Source organism: Pseudomonas carassii, assembly GCF_036324045.1.
In the GTDB taxonomy this organism is placed as follows: domain Bacteria; phylum Pseudomonadota; class Gammaproteobacteria; order Pseudomonadales; family Pseudomonadaceae; genus Aquipseudomonas; species Aquipseudomonas peradeniyensis.
The window spans coordinates 41,651-60,095 of the sequence record NZ_JAZDCT010000015.1 but is presented as its reverse complement, the minus strand read 5'-3'; the positions used below and the strand labels follow the sequence as shown (position 1 = coordinate 60,095).

Genomic DNA, 18,445 nt, shown 5'->3' with positions numbered 1-18,445 from the left:
AGGAGTGGATGACCATGCGTGTACTGATTGCCTGCCTGCTGTCACTGCTTGCCCTGGCAAGCCACGCCGACACACCGGTGGCGCGGGTCAATGGCGTGGACATCGGCGCGCTGCGCCTGGAGCGCTATTTCAGCGAATACCTCCAGGCCCAGGGGCGGGCGCTGGCGAGCATCCGCAACCCCAACCTGTACCAGCGCCTGCGCGAGCAGGCCCTGGACGAGCTGATCGACAAGGAGCTGCTGTGGCAGGAGGCCAAGCGCCAGGGCGTCGAGATCAGCGATGCGCAGCTGACGGCCCGGGTCGGCGAGGTGGAGGCGGCCTTCGGCAGCCCCGCAGTGTTCGAGCGCCGCCTGGAGGAGGCGGGCTTCGATCGGCGCAGCTTCGCTGACTACACTCGTCAGGAGATGGCCGCCCAGCAGGTCTACGCCCGGCTGACGGCGGTGGCGCCGCCCAGCGAAGCCGAGGTCGCGGCCTTCCATCAGGCCAATCGTCAACGACTGCAATGGATGCAGAACCAAAGTGATAATACTTCGGTCTTACCTGAACACGGCCTGCGCCTGGCCAGGGCAGCGCTCGTCGCGCAATTGCAGGCCCAGGCGCGGCAAGCGGTGCGCCAACGTTTGCGTGATTCCGCTACAGTGGAGCGTGCCGATTGAAGCGGTGCCGGGGCGTTCCCCACTGTTGGGGAATGCCCCAAAGGCAAAGTGCCATCAGCTCCCCCGGTTGTGGGGGACGGCCTGCCAGCACGGCCTGAGGTGGATGGAAAGCGACAACGATATCAATGACTTGAAAGCGGTGCGCAATGACTTTTCATGCCTGGCACGAAGCCTGCTCAAGCCTCTACAAGGCCGCACTTCGCAGACCGGGAAACCGGGCAGTTCATGGGAGTGGACCTTGGTGAACAGAGTATTGGTAGTCGATGACGAACAGACCCTTGCGCAGAACCTGCAAGCGTATCTGCAGGCGCAAGGCCTGGAGGTCCATCTCGCTCATGACGGTACCGCGGGTATCGAACTGGCCGAGAACCTGGCACCGGACGTGATCGTGCTGGATTACCGCTTGCCCGACATGGAGGGGTTTCAGGTCCTGGAGACCGTGCGCAGGAACAGGCCGTGCCATTTCGTGCTGATCACCGCCCACCCGACCGCCGAGGTCCGTGAGCGCGCCGCCGAGCTGGGTGTGACCCATGTCCTGTTCAAGCCGTTCCCGCTGATGGAACTGGCCCGCGCCGTCTTCGACCTGATGGGCATCGAGCGCCAGCGCAGGAGCACCGACCAGCCGGCCGCGGGGTTCGTCGAACGACGCCAGAACAGGAACGAGTCGTTCCCCTTGCAGTTGTACGATGGCAGCTGGGTCCTGGCCGACCGCCGACGCAACGGCGCCAAGCCAGGCGAACCTGACGACGAACAACTGCTCACCGGGGAATAGCGGCGCCCAAGGTCCCCCAGCCTGCGGCGCCGCCCCTGAGCGGAGTCGCAGGCCATGTCCCAGGCATTCGATGCAGATCCACTGGACCCATCGCGGGGTTATCCTCGCGACCTCCTGGCCCAGGCCCGCCAGCAAGCCGGCGAAGAGCGCCTGCTGGTCTGCCTGGAGCGCCTCTCCAGCGACACGCCCGCCACCTTCACCCAGCGCCTGGCCGCCACCCTGCATTACCCGGTCCTCGCCACCCAGGCCCTGTTCGCCTGCGCCCCGGCCTTCGACCAGGTCAGCCTGGCGCAATGCCTGAAGCGTGAATTCGCCCTGATCGAGCACCACGGCGAGCGGGTCGGCGTGTTCGCCGACCCCTTCGACAGTGCCCGTCTGGCCTGGATCGACGACTGCCTGCAGGGCGCGCCGCTGTACCTGGTCCATGCCGCCGACCTGGCCGCGTTCCTGGCCCGCCACGAAGAGAGCTTCCATGCCGTCGACGCCCTCGGCCACGACGCCGAGGCCGGCGGCGAGGCCGACCCGCTGCAGCGCCTGTCGCTGACCAGTATCAGCGAAGACCAGAGCCGGGTAGTCAAACTGGTCAACTCGACCCTGTACGACGCCCTCAAGCTGCACGCCAGCGACATCCACTTAGGCATGACCGGCCAGGGCCTGACCATCAAGTACCGCATCGACGGCGTGCTCAACGGTGCCGGCAAGGCCAGCGGCAGCGCCTTCGCCGAGCAGGTGATCTCGCGCATCAAGGTCATGGCCGAACTGGACATCGGCGAGAAGCGCGTGCCCCAGGACGGGCGCTTCAAGGTGGCCATCGGCGAGCGGCAGATCGATTTTCGCGTCTCGATCATGCCGAGCATCTTTGGTGAGGACGCGGTGCTGCGGGTGCTGGACAAGCAGGACCTGTCCGACCAGGTCAGCGGCGTGCAGCTGCAGGCCCTGGGTTTCGAGGAGCACACCCTGCGCGCCCTGCGGCGCCTGGCCAGCGAGCCCTACGGCATGATCCTGGTCACCGGACCCACCGGCAGCGGCAAGACCACCACGCTGTACGCCATGCTCAGCGAGATCAACCACGGCGTCGACAAGATCATCACCATCGAGGACCCGGTCGAGTACCAATTGCCCGGCGTGCTGCAGATCCCGGTCAACGAGAAGAAGGGCCTGACCTTCGCCCGCGGCCTGCGTTCGATCCTGCGCCACGACCCGGACAAGATCCTGGTCGGCGAGATCCGCGATCCGGACACCGCGCAGATCGCCGTGCAGTCGGCGCTCACCGGGCACCTGGTGTTCACCACCATCCACGCCAACAACGTGTTCGACGTGATCGGCCGCTTCAGCCAGATGCAGGTCGACCCCTACAGCTTCGTCTCGGCGCTCAACGCCGTGCTGGCCCAGCGCCTGGTGCGCCTGGCCTGCCCGCATTGCGCGGCGCCCTGCGAGCCCGACGACGAACTGCTGGCCGCCTCGGGCCTGGCCCGTGACGCGGTGGCCGGCTGGCGCTTCGTGCGCGCCCAGGGTTGCGGCCAGTGCCGTGGCAGTGGCTACCGCGGGCGCAACGCCATTGCCGAACTGCTGCACCTGGACGACGACCTGCGGCAGATGATCGTCGAACGCCGCCCGCTCGCGCAGATCAAGCAGTTGGCCTGCCAACGTGGCCTGCGCCTGCTGCGCGCCTCGGCCCTGGACCTGGTCCGCGACGGCCGCACCACACTCGAGGAGATCAACCGTGTCACATTTATCGCCTGATCGGTATTGCGCCGTGCTCGGCGCCGAGGGTGTCGGCCTGGGGCGCTGGCATGGTCATCAACACCAGTGGCTGGGCAGCCGCGCCTTCAGCTGCGATGCCGCCCAGCCGGCCTGGGCCCCGGCCCTGGAGGCCCTGGCCGGCCTGCTCGGCGAGCACCCGGCACGCGGCGCGCAACTGCGGGTGCTGCTCTCGGCCCGCTACAGCCGCTTCTGCCTGGTGCCCTGGAGCGACGCCATCGGTACCCCGGGTGAACTGGACACCTACGCCCGGGCCTGCTTCGAACACCTCTACGGCCAGGCCCTGGACGATTGGCGCATCGTGCTGTCGCCGGAGCCGGCAGGCGCCGCGCGCATCGCCACCGCGCTGCCCGAGGCGCTGCTCCAGGGCCTGCAGGCCCTGGGCCGGGAAAGCCGGCTGAGCCTGCGCTCGGTGCAGCCTTACCTGATGGCCGCTTACAACCGCTGCTCGGCGCAGCTGGCTCAGGGCGACTTCCTCTTCGTGCTCGCCGAGCCGCGCCGCAGCGTGCTGTTGCTGGCCGCCGGCGGCGCCTGGCAACAGGTGCTGGCCCAGGGCTGCGCCGACAGCGACCAGGCCCTGCAGGCACTGATCGAGCGCACCTGCGAGCTGTACGGCGAGCAGTTGCCGCGGGTGTACCTGCATGCGCCGGGGCGCACGGCGGCCTCGCACCTGGCGGCGGTGCAGCTGTGCGCGCCGAGCGCCGAGGTCGACCCGCTGTGCGCCATGTGGCGGGCGGTGGCCTGACATGCGCCGCCTCGATCTGGAATTCCAGCCCCGTCACAGCAGCCCCCTGGCCTGGTCGCTGCTGGCCCTGGGCGGTGCCGTGCTGGCGGTGCTGGTACTGGCCCAGCAGCAACTGGTGAGCGAGCAGGTGGACCTCGAAGGCCGTGTGCATCAGCTCGAACTCAAGCTCGGCCGGCGCCCGGCCACCGCCGCCGTGCAGAACAGCGCGGTGATCCGCGAGCAGGCCGAGCGCCTGGCGCAGATGCGCAGCGTCTCGCAGCAGCTGCAGCGGCCCTGGCAGCAACTGTTCGCCATGCTCGAGGCGATGCCGCAGGAAGACGTGGCGCTGCTCAGCCTCACCCCGGACGCGCGCAAGGGCCAGGTTCGCATCAGCGCCGAGGCGCGCAACCTCGAGGCGATGCTGCAGTACCACCAGCGCCTGGAACGCAGCAGCGAGCTGTCCGACGTATCGCTGCTCAACCATGAGGTGCTGGCCGGACAGGCCGAGCATCCGGTGCGCTTCAACCTCACCGCTACCTGGGAGACCGGCCATGCGCGTCCCTAGCCTGATCGTCCACGAAGCGCTGCGGCGTCTGGGTCGGGCAGGGCTGGCCGCGCTGCTGGTCGGCGCCTTGGCGCTGGCCGTCGCCCTGGGCGGGGTGCTGCCGCAGTGGCAGGTGGTGCGCGAACTGCGCGCCAGCGAGGCCGACGCCAGCGCCCAGGTGCAGCGCCTGGCGCGTGGCGAGCTGAAGGTCCAGGTCCGGCCCGAGCAGCAGGCCCTGGACGACCTGCGCCAGCAGTTGCCCGGCCAGCCCCAGGCCAGCGAGCTGATCGAGCGCCTGTACCACCTGGCCAGCGCCGAGCGCATCAGCCTGTCCCGCGGCGAGTACGCCCTGGGAGTGGACCCCAAGACCCAGTTGGCGCGCTACCAGATCGTCCTGCCGGTGCGCGGCAGCTACCCGCAGATCCGCGGCTTTCTCAAGGCGCTGCTCGGCCAATTGCCGACTTTGGTGCTGGAAGACCTGGAGCTGCAGCGCAAGCGGATCGGTGACCGGGAACTGACCGGTCGTGTGCGCATGACCCTTTACCTGTCGAGGTCGTGATGAACACTCAGCGTGCGGTGATGTGGGCCGGGTTCCTGGGGTTGAGCGCCGCGCTGGCGTGGGCACCGGGGCACTGGTTCGGCCTGGAGGAAGAGGAGGCTGGCCCGATCGCGGGGCAAGCCCGCTCCCACGCAGCATCCACGGTCCCAGTGGGAGCGGGCTTGCCCCGCGATGAGGCCGCCAGCCCTTCACGCGACCTGTTCCCCAGCCAGCAATGGACCCCACCCCAGGCCCTGGCCACCGTCACCGAACAACCCGTGATCACCGCCCCGGTGGCCGCCGCGCCCACCGCCCCGACGCTGCCGTTTCGCTTCATCGGCCGCATGGGCGAGCGCGACGACCTGCAGATCTTCCTGCAGAGCGGCGACAAGCTCTACGTCGTGCGCCAGGGCGACGTGATCGATGACACCTACCGTCTGGACCACGTCTCGGCCACCGAGCTGAGCCTGGTCTACCTGCCACTGCACCAGCCACAGACCCTGTCTGTCGGGAGCGCACCATGAAATCGTCGAAGTTGTGCAAGCCTGCGCCGTTCATGCTCCTGGCCCTGTGCGTGGCCATCGGCGGATGCGGTTCGAGCGCCGCGCGCAAGGACAGCCAGGAACTGATCAAGGAAGGCCAGTACGAGGCCGGGATTGCCCGCCTGGAAGAGGCCCTGCGCGAGGACCCGCGCGACACCGAACTGAACATCGCCCTGGCCCACGGCCGCCAGGCCGCGGTCGAGGCGCTGCTGACCCAGGCCGACAGCGACCGTGTGCGCCACGACTTCGCCGGCGCGCGCATGGGCTACGGTCGGGTGCTGACCATAGAGGCGAACAACCGCCGCGCCCAGGAAGGCATCCGCCAGCTGGAGCTGATCCGCACCCTCGACGATCGCGTCGCCCTCGGCCAGGCGGCGTTGCGCCAGGGCGACCTGTTCGGCGCCGAACGCTACATGCGCGAGGTGCTGCGCCTGGATCCGCAGAACCAGAAAGGCCAGACCCTGCGCAGCGACATCGAGAACGTCCAGGCGCGCACCGCCACGCCGTACCCGCAGCTGCGCAGCAAGCTGGAGCGCCCGGTCACCCTGGAGTTTCGCGATGCTGACCTGAAGACCATCTTCGAGGTGCTGGCCCAGGTCGCCGGGATCAACTTCATCTTCGACAAGGACCTGCGCCCGGACATGAAGGCCACCATCTTCGTGCGCGAGGTGCGTATCGAGGACGCCGTGGCCCTGCTGCTGGAGCAGAACCAGTTGCGCCAGAAGATCGTCAACGACAACACCCTGCTGATCTACCCGGACTCGCCGCAGAAGACCAAGGACTACCAGGAACTGGTCATGCGCACCTTCTACCTGACCAGCATCGACGCCAACACCGCGCTGAACATGGTCAAGACCATGCTCAAGACCCGTGACGTGTTCGTCGACGAGCGCCTCAACACCCTGACCATGCGCGACACCCCCGACGCCGTGCGCATGGCCGAGAAGCTGCTGCAGTCCCAGGACCAGTCCAACCCCGAGGTGGTGCTGGAGGTGGAGGTGATGGAGGTGGCCACCTCGCGGATCCTCGACCTCGGCCTGCAATGGCCCAACACCTTCGGCGTGCTGACCAGCGACGGCAAGTCGGTGAGCGTGCTCGACCAGTTGCGCGGCATCGACTCCAGCCGCATCAGCATCTCGCCGGCGCCACAGGCCAAGATCAACGCCCAGGACAAGGACATCAATACCCTGGCCAGCCCGGTGATCCGGGTCAGCAACCGCGAGCAGGCGCGCATCCACATCGGCCAGCGGGTGCCGATCATCAGTGCCACTTCGGTGCCTTCGACCCAAGGGCCGGTGATCACCGAAAGCGTTACCTACCTCGACGTCGGCCTCAAGCTCGAAGTACAGCCCACCGTACACCTGAACAACGAGGTGGCGATCAAGGTGGCCCTGGAAGTGAGCAATGCCACACCGCTGGAGGCGACCCGCCAGGGCACCATTCCGGTCCAGGTCGACACCCGCAACGCCCAGACCAGCCTGCGCCTGCACGACGGCGAGACCCAGGTGCTGGCCGGACTGGTGCGCAACGACCACAACGCCAGCGGCAACAAGATCCCGGGGCTGGGCGACATTCCCGGCCTGGGCCGGCTGTTCGGCAGCAACAAGGACGACATGAGCAAGTCCGAACTGGTGTTGGCGATCACCCCGCGCATCGTGCGCAACCTGCCGTACCAGAGCCCGTCGGACATGGAGTTCGGCACCGGCACCGAGTCGGCCCTGCAGGTGCGCCAGCTGGCCCAGCCGGTGCCGGCCAGCGCCGTGCCCACCGAGGTGCCGGGCAGCGAGTCGCAGGAGGCGCCGCTGGTGGAAGGGCAGATGGCGGTTGTGCCCGCCGGCCCGAGGCCACGGCCATGACACGCCGCCAGCAGGGCTTCAGCCTGATCGAGGTGGTGCTGACCCTGGCGCTGCTCGGGCTGCTCGCCAGCATGGCCGCGCCACTGACCGAGACCGTGGTGCGCCGGGGCAAGGAGCAGCAGCTGCGCGAGGCCCTGTACCAGATCCGCGACGCCATCGATGCCTACAAGCGCGCCTTCGACGCCGGCTACATCGAGAAGCGCCTGAACGGCAGCGGCTATCCGCCGAACCTGCAGGTGCTGGTGGACGGCGTGCGCGATGTGCGCAGCGCCAAGGGCGCGAAGTTCTACTTCCTGCGGCGCATCCCCCACGATCCGCTGCGCGCCGCCAAGGTTGACGACCAGGGCGGCTGGGGCCTGCGCGCCTACGACAGCGCGGCCGACAGCCCGCGTGAGGGCGAGGACGTGTTCGACGTCTACTCCAAGGCCGCCGGCAATGGCCTCAACAACGTCCCCTACGGGCAATGGTGACGGCGATGAAACCGAGCAGAGGTTTCACCCTCATCGAACTGCTGGTGGTGATGGCGATCATCGCCACCCTGATGACCATCGCCATGCCGCGCTATTTCAACAGCCTGGAGGCCTCCCGCGAGGCCACCCTGCGCCAGAGCCTGGCGGTGCTGCGCGAGGCCCTGGACCACTACTACGGCGACACCGGGCACTACCCCGATTCCCTCGATCAGCTGGTCGAGCAGCGCTACCTGCGCAACACCCCGGTCGACCCGATCACCGAACGCCGCGATGCCTGGCAGCTGGTGCCACCGCCCGAGGGCGTGGCCGGTGGGGTGGCCGATATCAAGAGTGGAGCCAGCGGGAGGGCGCGTGATGGCAGCCTCTATGCCGAATGGTGAAACCGGCTTCACCTACCTGGGCGTGCTGCTGCTGATCGCCGTCAGCAGTGTGGCCCTGGCGGCCACCGGCACCCTGTGGGCCACCAGCGTGCAGCGCGAGCGCGAGCGCCAGCTGCTGTGGGTGGGCGGCCAGTACGCCCAGGCCCTGCGCAGCTACTACCGCGCCTCGCCGGGCCTGGCCCAGTACCCGCAGGACCTGGGTGAGCTGGTGGAGGACAACCGTTTCCCGGCGCCGCAGCGCCACCTGCGCCGGCTCTACCCGGACCCTGTCGGCGGTGGCGAGGAGTGGGGCCTGCTGCGCGCGGTCGATGGTCGCATCACCGGGGTGTACAGCCGCTCCGAGGCCGCGCCGCTCAAGCGCAGCGGCTTCGACGCCCAGTGGAGCGCATTCGAAGGGCTGGAGCACTACAGCGACTGGCAGTTCGTCGCCGAGCAGGCCTTTGCCGAAAGCGCCGGCGGCGCCCGCCAGCACGCAGGCCCGGGAGAGGCGCCATGAAACGCCTGGCCGCGCTGCTGTGCCTGTGCCTGGCGCTGATGCAGGGCCAGGCCCGGGCGGGTGCCGAGGACGAGATGATGGGTTTTATCGTCGACAACACCATCTCGCACATCGGCCACGACTTCTATCACGCCTTCAGCGACCGGCTGCGTGCCACCAGCCGGCTCGACTTCAACCTGGTGGTGCGCGAACGCCCGGATGCCCGCTGGGGCAGCCTGGTGACGGTGGAATACGAGCGCGAGGTGCTGTACCGGCGTTTCCTGCCGCCCAACACCACGCAACTCAACGACGAGGCCATCGCGGCCGCCGACCTGGTCAGGCAGCAGATCGTCCAGCGCAAGCTGCAACGACTGCTGCAGGACACAACCGATCTGGAGAGGGACGAGCTATGAGCACCCACCTTGCACGACGCATCGCCGCCTGCCTGCTGGCCGCCGGCCTCGGTGGCCAGGCCCAGGCCACCGAGTTGGTGTACACCCCGGTCAACCCGTCCTTCGGCGGCAACCCGATCAACGGCACCTGGCTGCTGAACAACGCCCAGGCGCAGAACGACTACGACGATCCCGACCTCAAGGACCGCAGCTCGGCATTTGCCGGCACCTCGGCCCTGGAGCGCTTCAGCAACCAGCTCGAGTCGCGCCTGCTCGGGCAGTTACTGGACAACATCAGCAACGGCAACACCGGCAGCATGTCCACCGACGCCTTCCTGATCGATGTCATCGACGATTCGGGGGCGCTGAGCATCAAGGTCACCGACCGGGCCACCGGGGAAGTCTCGATCATCGAGGTCAGCGGCCTGAACCCCTGAGAGGGACGGGTCTTTGCTAGGGAGAGAACGCCATGAAACGCCTGCTGAGCACACTGCTGGTCCTCGCCGCCCTGGGTAGCCTGCACGGCTGCGGCCTGCGCGAGCCGATGCCCGCCGAACAGGACCCCGAGACCCCGACGCTGACGCCGCGGGCCTCGACCTACTACGACCTGGTCAACATGCCCCGGCCCCGCGGCCGGTTGATGGCGGTGGTGTACGGCTTCCGAGACCAGACCGGGCAGTACAAGCCGACCCCCGCCAGTTCGTTCTCCACCAGCGTTACCCAGGGGGCGGCGAGCATGCTGATGGACGCGCTCAACGCCAGCGGCTGGTTCGTGGTGCTGGAGCGCGAGGGCCTGCAGAACCTGCTGACCGAACGCAAGATCATCCGCGCCTCGCAGAAAAAGCCCGATGTCGCGGAAAACATCCAGGGCGAGCTGCCGCCGCTGCAGGCGGCCAACCTGATGCTCGAGGGCGGCATCATCGCCTACGACACCAACGTGCGCAGCGGCGGCGAGGGCGCCCGCTACCTGGGCATCGGCCTGTCCCGCGAGTACCGGGTCGACCAGGTCACGGTCAACCTGCGGGCGGTAGACGTGCGCACCGGCCAGGTGCTGGCCAACGTGATGACCAGCAAGACCATCTACTCGGTCGGGCAGAACGCCGGGGTGTTCAAGTTCATCGAGTTCAAGAAGCTGCTCGAGGCCGAGGTGGGCTACACCACCAACGAGCCGGCGCAGCTGTGCGTGCTGTCGGCCATCGAAGCTGCGGTGGGCCACCTGCTGGCCCAGGGCATCGAGCGGCGGTTGTGGCAGGTGGCGGGGGATGGGGCAGGGGACAAGGCGGTGCTGGACAAGTACCTGAGTCAGTATCAGCAGCCGTGAGTCGAGGCTACGCGCTTGCCTGTAGGAGCGGCCTTGCCGAGGGGCGGACCGGCCGGAAAGGGTCGAACAGCGGCCCCGGGATTTCAGCGTTGATGCAAAGGTCGCCGGGGCTGCCTCGCAGCCCTTTCGCGGCGCAAGGCCGCTCCTACAGGGGGATTGCATTGCGGGGGCATCCTGGGTCCGGTCGATCATCGTAGCGTTGCCGCGCCTGAATAATCGCCGGCATGTTCGACTCCGCCCAATGCGCCAGTTGTTCCACCGTGCCACCCAGTGTCGCGCCCAGTTCGGTCAGGGCGTATTCGACGGTGGGCGGCACGGTCGGGTGTACCTGGCGTTCCACCAGGCCGTCGCGCTCGAGCTTCTTCAGGGTCTGCGACAGCACCTTCTGCGAGACGCCGGCGATATCCCGGCGTAGCTGGTTGAAGCGCACCCGTTCGCCGGTGCTGAGGCGGTCGATGAGCAGCAGCACCCATTTGTCGGCCAGGCGATCGAGCACCAGGCGTGCCGGGCAGTTCGGGGCGAAGACGTCGTAGGCCGGGCATTCGCGGTAGTGGGCCATGGGTTACTCCAGGGTAATCAGGTGAGTGAAAAGTGCCTTCTTGAGCGCTTCGTCGGGGGTGGTTAGGCTGTTGTCCATGGTTCGCGGCCGCGCCATGCCCCCTTGTAAACGCACTGAAGGAAATCAGGATGAACACCGAAACCAAGGCTTCGGCGCTGCGTGCCGCCCGCTGGATCTCCACGCTGCTGCTGACTGCGGCGGCCAATCTGGGCAACGCCAGCGAACTGGTGACGCCGGTCACGCTGGTGGTCGACCAGAGCCTGCCCGCGGCCCAGGCGCAGCAGCAGATCCTCGCCGCCCGCCGCTACGACACCTTCTGGAACACCGGCGACGAGGCCATGGCCCGCGCCGCGCTGGCCGCCGACTTTCGCGACAACACCCTGCCGCCGGGGCGGGCGCAGGGCGTCGAAGGGCCGCTGAAGGCTTCCCGGGCATTCCGCGCGGCGGTGCCGGACCTGCGCTGCGAGGTGCTGCAGATGATCGTCGCGGGTGACCGGGTCACCGCAGCATTGCGCTTCACCGGCCATTTCACCGGCACGCTGGGCGAGCACCAGGGTCAGGGCCAGGCCATCGACTTCATCGCCATGGACATCTATCGCATCGCCGATGGCCGGATCGCCGAGGACTGGCATCTGGAGGACAACCTGGCGTTCATGCGTCAGGCGGGGCTGGTGGGGCTGTAGGAGCGGCCTTGTGCCGCGAAAGGGCCGCAGAGCGGCCCCTGGATTTCAGCTTTAATGCAAAGGTCGCCGGGGCTGCCTTGCAGCCCTTTCGCGGCACAAGGCCGCTCCTACAGGTTGGGCCAGGCTGGCCTGCGATCAGCCGAACACCTGCGGCGGATTGACCGGCGCATCGCCCTGGGCCAGGGTCCAGCGGGCGATGTCATCCTTGCGCATGAACGCCACGCCGGCATGGCTGCGGGCATAGGCGAAGAACTGGTCCAGCGCCCGCACCACGGTGGGCGTGCCGCCGATGCGGTCATGGGCCGACAGCGACATCAGCCGGCGGCGCTGGCGGCCTTCGGCGTACAGCACGTCGAACTCGTCCTTGAGCTCCTGCAGCAAGGCGGCGCCGGTCATCGCCGTGGACCCGGCGATGCGGCCAATGTCATTGTTGCGCAGGGTGTAGGGCACCACGGCGAACGGCTTGCCGCGCACTGGGGTGATCGAGGGCTCGTCACGGGCCAGGTCGTCGATGTGGTAGAGGAAGCCCAGGTCCTGGAGGATATTCAGGGTCTCGCGGGAGTGGCGCATCCAGAACGCGTTGAAACCCAGCGGACGTTGCCCGGTGACGCGCTCGATGATGGCGCTGGCCTGCTGGTACTGGCGGCGCTCCTCGGCGGGCGTCAGGCTGTACTGGGGCGCCCAGTGCAGGCCGTGCCCGGCGGCCTCGTGACCGCGCCGGACCACCTCGGCCGCCAGCTCCGGGTAGGCTTCCACGGCCTTGCCGACCATGTGCGAGGTGACCTTGATGCCGTGCCGGTCGAACAGCGCGAGCAGGCGTGGGACGCCTTCCAGCGGGCCGTAGCGGTACCAGCTGGGGGCGATGGTGTCGGGGTACTGCGGGTCCAGTGGCGGGAAGGGGCTTTCGGCATGCTCCGGCTGACCGCCCGATTCGAACTGCAACGACACCGAAATTACCAGTTGCGCGCCGTTGGGCCAGAACACCTTGCCACCGCCGCTGCTGGGCGTCGCCCCGTTGCTGCTGCCGGGTTCGCTCGCCAGTGCCGCGCCCGCCGCCACGGCGATGCCGCCGGCGAGGGTGCCTTTCATGAAGTCTCTTCTGCTGGTCATCGGTTCGCTCCTGAGTGCGTGGGTTTCGATGCCGGGCAGTGTAATTAGCGATAAAATCGCTAATAATCAGCCGAAAGGCAAAATCATATTTCGGAAAAATCGAAAGCCATGCTGGATCAACTGGCGTTGTTCCTCACCATCATCGAGAAGGGCAGCCTGTCGGCGGCGGGCCGTGAGCGCGGGCTGTCACCGGCCACCGTGTCCGAGCGCCTGTCGGCGCTGGAGGCGCATTACGGGGTGGCGCTGCTGACCCGCAGCACCCGCTCGCTCAGCCTGACCGACGCCGGCCGCCTGCTGGCCGACGGCGCCCGGCGCCTGCTGGCCGAGGCCGACGAGCTGGAGAGCCAACTGCGCCACGGCCAGCAGAAGATCTCCGGGCTGGTGCGCCTGAGCGCCCCGGTGGACCTCGGCCAGCACTGCATCGCGCCGCTGCTCGACCGCTTCCTCGAGGCGCACCCCGACGTGTCGATCGACCTGGACCTGACCGATGGCTACGTCGACCTTGTCGGGCAGGGGATCGACTTCGCGATCCGCTACGGCACATTGGCCGACAGCTCCCTGCGCGCCCGACCGCTGGGCGACAATCGCCGGGTGGTGTGCGCCGCGCCCGCATACCTGACTCGGCACGGCACACCGCTGCACCCGGACGACCTGGCGCGGCACGACTGCATTGTCATGCGCTTTGGCATCCATACCGAGCGGGTCTGGCCGTTTCGCCTGGGCGCGGCGGCGTATCCGGTCAGCGTGGGCGGGCGGCGGGTCGCCAACAACGGTGAGCAGGTGCGGCGCTGGGCCCTGGCCGGGTATGGCCTGTGCCTGAAGTCGCTGCGTGATGTGCAGGATGACCTGGACAGTGGCCGGCTGGTGGAGGTGTTGGGCGACTTCAGTGCGGGGCAGGTGGCGTTGCAGATCGTCTATCCGCCGACCCGGGTGCAGCCGAGGCGGGTGCGGGCGCTGATGGAGGCGATCATGACGGAGCTTGGTTGAACGGGCACTTGTAGGAGCGGCCTTGTGCCGCGAAAGGGCCGCAACGCGGCCCCTGGGTTTCAACACTCATGCATAGATCGCGGGGCCGCTCTGCGGCCCTTTCGCGGCACAAGGCCGCTCCTACAGGTGATAGACAGTGGCCTGGCTGAACTATAGTGATGAGCGGCCAGTGCGTGACGACAAGGGATTTCGATGGCAGCAGCCAGGAAACAGACTGATGACGGCGTCTTCGCGGTGACCGGCGAGGGCCGCGCCGTGTCGTTGTTCCGCCTGGTGCTGGGGTTCATGGCGGTGGTGATGCTGGCGTTCGTGCTGATCGAGGGCTGGCGCATCTGGCGCGAATACCGACAGGCGTTCCACGATGCCGAGAACGCGGTCACCAACCTGGCCCGGGCCACTGCCCAGCACGCCGAGGATGCCATCCGCCAGGTGGACGCGATCACTGCGGTCCTGGCCGAGCGCCTGGAGGGCGATGGCTTCGCCCATATCGATCACCCGCGCCTGCATGCCCTGCTCAAGCAGCAGGTGCAGATCATGCCGCAATTGCACGGATTGTTCGTCTATGGCGCCGATGGCAGCTGGATCGTCACCGACAAGGAGGCCGTGCCGCCGGGCGCCAACAACGCCGACCGCGATTATTTCATCTATCACCGCACCCACGCTGATCGTCGGGTGCGCATCGGCTCGGTGGTGCGCAGCCGCTCCACCGGCGACCTGATCATCCCCATCTCGCGGCGCCTGGACCTGCCCGATGGGCGCTTCGCCGGGGTGCTGCTGGGCACCATCAAGGTCGACTGGTTCGTGCGTTACTACGGTGATTTCAAGATCGATGAACGTGGCGCCCTGGTGCTGGCCAAGCGCGACGGTACCATCCTCGTGCGCCGGCCGTTCGTCGAGCAGGTCATTGGCCGCAGCCTGGCGGGCAGCGAGATCTTCCGACTCTACTTGCCCTATGCCAGTGAAGGGGTGGCCGAGGCGGTGGCGGTGGTCGACGGCACAACCCGGTTGTACGCGTTCCGTGCGCTGTCCAGCTATCCGCTTGTGGTGCAGGCGGGCTTGTCCCGCGAGTCGATCGTCGCGCCCTGGCGGCATGACATGATCAAGTCACTGGCCGTGCTGGTCCTGCTGCTGGTCGGCCTGGCCGGCTTCGGTTGGATCGTCCTGCGCCAATTGCGCGAGCGCATCGCCATCGAGCGCGCGCTGCACCAGGCCCACCAGACCCTCAAGGCGCTGGCCCTGAGCGACAGCCTGACCGGGCTGGGCAACCGCCGGCGGCTGGACGCGGTGTTCGAACCGGAGATCCGCCGGGCGCGGCGCCAGGGCCGGCCGCTGGCTTTGGTGATGCTCGACCTGGACTATTTCAAGGCCTACAACGACCGCTACGGCCACCCGGTGGGCGACCAGTGCCTGCGGCGTTTCGCCGAGCTGCTGCGACAGGCGCTCAAGCGCCCCGGGGACCTGGCGGTGCGTTATGGTGGCGAGGAGTTCACCCTGTTGTTGCCCGATACCGATGCCCAGGGCGCCAGCCAGATCGTCCAGGAGATCCTGCAGCTGTTGCGCCGGCTGGCCATCGAGCATGCCGGCAGCCCGTTGGGGCATGTCACGGCCAGTGCCGGTATCGCGGTGGGCGCGCCGACGCTGGAAACGGTGACCCCGGAGAACCTGATGGCGGTGGCGGACGCGGCGCTTTATGAAGCCAAGCGTCAGGGGCGGGATCGCTATTGCCTGGCGTCCAGTGTGGCGCAGCATCCGGCGCATTGAGGTCGTAAGGCTAAGCCTTTGCAAGGTGTTGAAAGTTGGTGTCTGGCTTGGAATTGCCGGGGCTGCTTTGCAGCCCTTTCGCGGCACAAGGCCGCTCCTACAGGCGATCGCGCCCCCCTGTAGGAGCGGCCTTGTGCCGCGAAAGGGTCGCAGAGCGACCCCGGCTATCTTGAATTGGAGCGTTGATATCCAAAAGGGCTGGCCATAAGGCCGGCTCACTCCACCTCGACCAACACCCCATCACGGCCAAGCCGATAACGCTGCAGGTCCCGGGCCAGGGTCAGGTGCCCGTTGTAATGAGCCTGCGCCTCTTCGCGCACTTCCTCGATGGAGCCGCCACGCCCACCGCCCGACTGATAGCGAGCACTGAAATGCGTCAGTACCAGGTTCCTCACGCCCGCCGTCTCAGCGAAGCGCGCCACCGCCGCAGCGGTGCTGTGGCCGAAGCTGGCCTGGGCACGCTCGACCACCGGCTGGGTGAAGGTCGCCTCGTGGACCAGCACATCCACGTTCGCCGCCAGCGTGCTCAGCAGCTCCGGGCGATCATTGTCGCCACAGACGATGATCCGCTGCGCCGGGCGCGTCGGTTGCAGGTAGGCCTGCGGGTCGAGCTCACGGCCCTCGTGCTCGACGGTCCTGCCACGGGCCAGTTGCCCCCACAGCGGCCCGGCGGGGATGCCGTCGGCCTGCAGGCGCTGGGTGTCCAGCCGTGGCTCTGGGTCACGCTCCTCGAACACGAAACCGTAGGACGGCACCCGGTGCGACAGCTCGACCACGCCGATCTGCACATTGCCCTGTTCCAGGCCGGCGAAGGTCTCGACCGGCTGCATCTGCACTTCGAAGGGCAGGTAGGTGTCGCTGACCGCCAGGCTCTGGCGCACCCAGGCCTGAAGCTCGGCCGGCAGCACCAGCTGCAAGGGTTCCTTGCGCCCCGACATGCCGGCGCTGGCCAGCAGCCCCGGCAAGCCGAAGCAGTGGTCACCGTGCACATGGGTGATGAGAATGGCGCGCAGGTCGCGCACCGACAGCGGGCTGTGCAGCAACTGGTGCTGGGTGCCTTCGCCGCAATCGACCAGGTACCAGCCGGTGCCGGAGGATTCGATGACCGCGGTCGCACTGACGTTGCGGGCCTTGGTGGGCACACCGGAAGAGGTGCCCAGAAACTGCAGGTCCATTGCCTGACTCCTTGATTCGACGTTGTTGCGGCCCCGCAGGGCGGGGCGCGCGGAGGCTAGCATGGCGCTGCCGGAGGGGCCAGTGCGCTCCCAACATCGAGCTTACGCGCTACCAGTGCGGACTAGTAGACACCGCCCTGGGCGATGGTAGCGTTCCCCTCCTTGAACTTGCCCGCCAACCCCTGCAAGCCGCGCATCAGCACCGTGGTGTCGACCCCCACGGCGACGAACGCCGCGCCCAACTCGATATACCGGCGCGCCAGCGCTTCGTCGGCGCTGAGGATCCCCGCCGCCTTGCCGGCACGGCCGATGCGCACGATGGCGTCGTCGATGGCCGCCTGCACTTCGGGGTGTCCCGGGTTGCCCCGGTGGCCCATGGCGGCGCTGAGGTCGGCGGGGCCGATGAACACGCCATCGACGCCTTCGACGGCGCAGATCGCTTCGAGGTTGGCCAGGCCTTCGCGGTTCTCCACCTGCACCAGCAGGCACATCTGTTCGTCGGCCTGGTCCAGGTAGTCGGGTAGGCTGTTCCAGCGCGACGCTCGTGCCAACGCGCTGCCGACACCGCGCACACCATGGGGCGGGTAATGCATCGCTCGCACCAGCTGGCGTGCCTGCTCGGCGCTTTCGACCATGGGCACCAGCAGGGTCTGCGCGCCGATATCCAGCAACTGCTTGATCAGCGCGGTGTCGCCGATCACCGGACGCACGATCGGCTGGGCCGGGTAGGGCGCCACCGCCTGCAACTGGCCGAGCAGGCTGCGCAGGTCGTTGGGCGCGTGCTCGCCGTCGAGCAGCAGCCAGTCGAAGCCGGCATTGGCCGCCAGCTCCGCGCAGTACGGGTCGGCCAGGCCGAGCCACAGGCCGATCTGCGCCTGGCCAGCGTGCAGGCGTTGCTTGAAGGTGTTGATGGGCATGTCCATGGCGGGTCCTCAGGTGAATCGGCAGGCGATCGAACCGAGTTGATCGTAGTCGACGTGGAAGGTATCGCCGGGGCGGGCGGCCACCGGGCGGGTGAACGAGCCGCCGAGAATGATCTGGCCGGCCTCCAGGCCCACGTCGTATGGCGCCAGCTTGTTAGCCAGCCAGGCCACGCCCTTGGCCGGGTGGTTGAGCACCGCCGCCGACACACCGGACTCCTCGATCACGCCGTTGCGATACAGCACCGCCGGCACCTTGCGCAGGTCGACGTCGCCCGGGCGCACGGCACGGCCGCCCATGACCACGCCGGCGTTGGCGGCGTTGTCGGAGATGGTGTCGAACACCTTGCGGGTGGCGCCGCTGAGCGGGTCGACCTGCTGGATGCGCGCATCGATGATCTCCAGGGCCGGAATCACCCACTCGGTGGCGTCGAGCACGTCGAACAGGGTTACGTTCGGCCCCTTGAGCGGCTTGCCGAGGATGAACGCCAGCTCCACCTCGACCCTGGGCACGATGAAGCGCTCGAAGGGAATGTCGCTGCCTTCGTCGAACAGCATGTCGTCGAGCAGCGCGCCGTAGTCCGGCTCGGTGATGTTCGAGGAGACCTGCATGGCCCGGGAAGTCAGGCCGATCTTGTGGCCGACCAGCTTGCGGCCGTCCTTGATCTTCTGCGCCACCCAGGCACGCTGGATGGCGTAGGCGTCCTCGATGCTGATCGAGGGGTGTTCCAGGGAGAACTGGCCGACCTGTTCGCGGGTGCGTTCGGCCTTGTCGAGGCGGGCGGCGGCTTGCTGGATGATGCGGGCGTCGAGCATGGA

The 18,445-nt window shown here is 68.0% G+C and carries 22 protein-coding genes; 17 read left to right on the top strand and 5 right to left on the bottom strand.

Features of this window, described 5'->3' with window-relative positions; all coding sequences use genetic code 11:
* The first annotated feature begins 14 nt into the window (after positions 1–14).
* From V0R62_RS13270 to V0R62_RS13205, 14 genes are all read left to right on the top strand, one after another.
* Positions 15–656 carry a SurA N-terminal domain-containing protein gene (locus V0R62_RS13270; RefSeq protein ID WP_330104035.1) on the top strand — a complete coding sequence of 214 codons (642 nt, stop codon included), beginning with the start codon at positions 15–17 and terminating at the stop codon, positions 654–656.
* A 238-nt stretch (positions 657–894) separates the two neighbouring features.
* The gene (locus V0R62_RS13265) at positions 895–1,428 is read left to right on the top strand and encodes a response regulator (RefSeq protein ID WP_330104034.1); all 534 of its coding nucleotides are present in this window, start codon (positions 895–897) and stop codon (positions 1,426–1,428) included.
* Between the two features lie 54 nt (positions 1,429–1,482).
* A complete protein-coding gene (locus V0R62_RS13260) occupies positions 1,483–3,171 on the top strand; it encodes a GspE/PulE family protein (RefSeq protein WP_330104033.1) in 1,689 nt (562 codons plus the stop codon).
* Complete coding sequence (locus tag V0R62_RS13255) at positions 3,152–3,934, top strand: hypothetical protein (RefSeq protein ID WP_330104032.1); 783 nt, start codon at positions 3,152–3,154, stop codon at positions 3,932–3,934. The genes V0R62_RS13260 and V0R62_RS13255 overlap by 20 nt, the downstream gene beginning before the upstream one ends.
* A gap of 1 nt (position 3,935) precedes the next feature.
* Entirely contained in the window at positions 3,936–4,478 is a 543-nt protein-coding gene (locus tag V0R62_RS13250) for a PilN domain-containing protein (RefSeq protein WP_330104031.1), read from the top strand.
* Positions 4,465–5,016 (top strand): type 4a pilus biogenesis protein PilO, encoded by a 552-nt coding sequence (pilO, locus tag V0R62_RS13245; protein ID WP_330104030.1) that lies wholly within the window; start codon positions 4,465–4,467, stop codon positions 5,014–5,016. The genes V0R62_RS13250 and pilO overlap by 14 nt, the downstream gene beginning before the upstream one ends.
* Positions 5,016–5,519, top strand: coding sequence for a hypothetical protein (locus V0R62_RS13240; protein ID WP_330104029.1), 504 nt, complete (start codon positions 5,016–5,018; stop codon positions 5,517–5,519). The genes pilO and V0R62_RS13240 overlap by 1 nt, the downstream gene beginning before the upstream one ends.
* Positions 5,516–7,393, top strand: a complete 1,878-nt coding sequence (locus V0R62_RS13235) for a secretin N-terminal domain-containing protein (RefSeq protein ID WP_330104028.1) — start codon at positions 5,516–5,518, stop codon at positions 7,391–7,393. Before V0R62_RS13240 ends, V0R62_RS13235 begins: the two co-directional genes overlap by 4 nt.
* Positions 7,390–7,863 carry a type II secretion system protein gene (locus tag V0R62_RS13230; protein ID WP_330104027.1) on the top strand — a complete coding sequence of 158 codons (474 nt, stop codon included), beginning with the start codon at positions 7,390–7,392 and terminating at the stop codon, positions 7,861–7,863. The genes V0R62_RS13235 and V0R62_RS13230 overlap by 4 nt, the downstream gene beginning before the upstream one ends.
* A gap of 5 nt (positions 7,864–7,868) precedes the next feature.
* On the top strand, positions 7,869–8,243 hold the full coding sequence (locus V0R62_RS13225) for a type II secretion system protein (protein WP_186735552.1): 375 nt from the start codon (positions 7,869–7,871) through the stop codon (positions 8,241–8,243).
* Positions 8,218–8,739 (top strand): type II secretion system protein, encoded by a 522-nt coding sequence (locus V0R62_RS13220; protein ID WP_330104026.1) that lies wholly within the window; start codon positions 8,218–8,220, stop codon positions 8,737–8,739. The genes V0R62_RS13225 and V0R62_RS13220 overlap by 26 nt, the downstream gene beginning before the upstream one ends.
* Complete coding sequence (gene csgE, locus V0R62_RS13215; protein WP_330104025.1) at positions 8,736–9,131, top strand: curli production assembly/transport protein CsgE; 396 nt, start codon at positions 8,736–8,738, stop codon at positions 9,129–9,131. Before V0R62_RS13220 ends, csgE begins: the two co-directional genes overlap by 4 nt.
* Positions 9,128–9,547, top strand: a complete 420-nt coding sequence (locus tag V0R62_RS13210) for a curli assembly protein CsgF (RefSeq protein ID WP_330104024.1) — start codon at positions 9,128–9,130, stop codon at positions 9,545–9,547. Before csgE ends, V0R62_RS13210 begins: the two co-directional genes overlap by 4 nt.
* Before the next feature lie 32 nt (positions 9,548–9,579).
* Positions 9,580–10,431, top strand: a complete 852-nt coding sequence (locus V0R62_RS13205; protein ID WP_028688934.1) for a CsgG/HfaB family protein — start codon at positions 9,580–9,582, stop codon at positions 10,429–10,431.
* Between the two features lie 145 nt (positions 10,432–10,576).
* On the opposite strand, the gene V0R62_RS13200 is transcribed toward V0R62_RS13205, so the two are convergent.
* Positions 10,577–10,990, bottom strand: coding sequence for a winged helix-turn-helix transcriptional regulator (locus V0R62_RS13200; RefSeq protein WP_330104023.1), 414 nt, complete (start codon positions 10,988–10,990; stop codon positions 10,577–10,579).
* A gap of 128 nt (positions 10,991–11,118) precedes the next feature.
* Here V0R62_RS13200 and V0R62_RS13195 point away from each other — a divergent pair, with 128 nt between their 5' ends.
* Positions 11,119–11,673 (top strand): ester cyclase, encoded by a 555-nt coding sequence (locus V0R62_RS13195; RefSeq protein WP_330104022.1) that lies wholly within the window; start codon positions 11,119–11,121, stop codon positions 11,671–11,673.
* 135 nt (positions 11,674–11,808) lie between these two features.
* Here V0R62_RS13195 and V0R62_RS13190 read toward each other — a convergent pair whose 3' ends face one another.
* Entirely contained in the window at positions 11,809–12,783 is a 975-nt protein-coding gene (locus V0R62_RS13190) for a polysaccharide deacetylase family protein (RefSeq protein WP_330104021.1), read from the bottom strand.
* 108 nt (positions 12,784–12,891) lie between these two features.
* On the opposite strand from V0R62_RS13190, the gene V0R62_RS13185 reads away from it, so the two are divergent.
* Both V0R62_RS13185 and V0R62_RS13180 read left to right on the top strand, forming a co-directional pair.
* Positions 12,892–13,770, top strand: coding sequence for a LysR family transcriptional regulator (locus V0R62_RS13185; protein ID WP_330104020.1), 879 nt, complete (start codon positions 12,892–12,894; stop codon positions 13,768–13,770).
* A 192-nt stretch (positions 13,771–13,962) separates the two neighbouring features.
* Complete coding sequence (locus tag V0R62_RS13180; RefSeq protein ID WP_330104019.1) at positions 13,963–15,531, top strand: GGDEF domain-containing protein; 1,569 nt, start codon at positions 13,963–13,965, stop codon at positions 15,529–15,531.
* 215 nt (positions 15,532–15,746) lie between these two features.
* Here the strand turns inward: V0R62_RS13180 and V0R62_RS13175 are convergent, their stop codons facing one another.
* From V0R62_RS13175 to hpaH, 3 genes are all read right to left on the bottom strand, one after another.
* A complete protein-coding gene (locus V0R62_RS13175) occupies positions 15,747–16,706 on the bottom strand; it encodes a ribonuclease Z (RefSeq protein ID WP_330104018.1) in 960 nt (319 codons plus the stop codon).
* Between the two features lie 122 nt (positions 16,707–16,828).
* A complete protein-coding gene (gene hpaI / locus V0R62_RS13170) occupies positions 16,829–17,629 on the bottom strand; it encodes a 4-hydroxy-2-oxoheptanedioate aldolase (RefSeq protein ID WP_330104017.1) in 801 nt (266 codons plus the stop codon).
* A gap of 9 nt (positions 17,630–17,638) precedes the next feature.
* The gene (gene hpaH, locus V0R62_RS13165; protein ID WP_330104016.1) at positions 17,639–18,442 is read right to left on the bottom strand and encodes a 2-oxo-hept-4-ene-1,7-dioate hydratase; all 804 of its coding nucleotides are present in this window, start codon (positions 18,440–18,442) and stop codon (positions 17,639–17,641) included.
* Between the last annotated feature and the right edge of the window lie 3 nt (positions 18,443–18,445).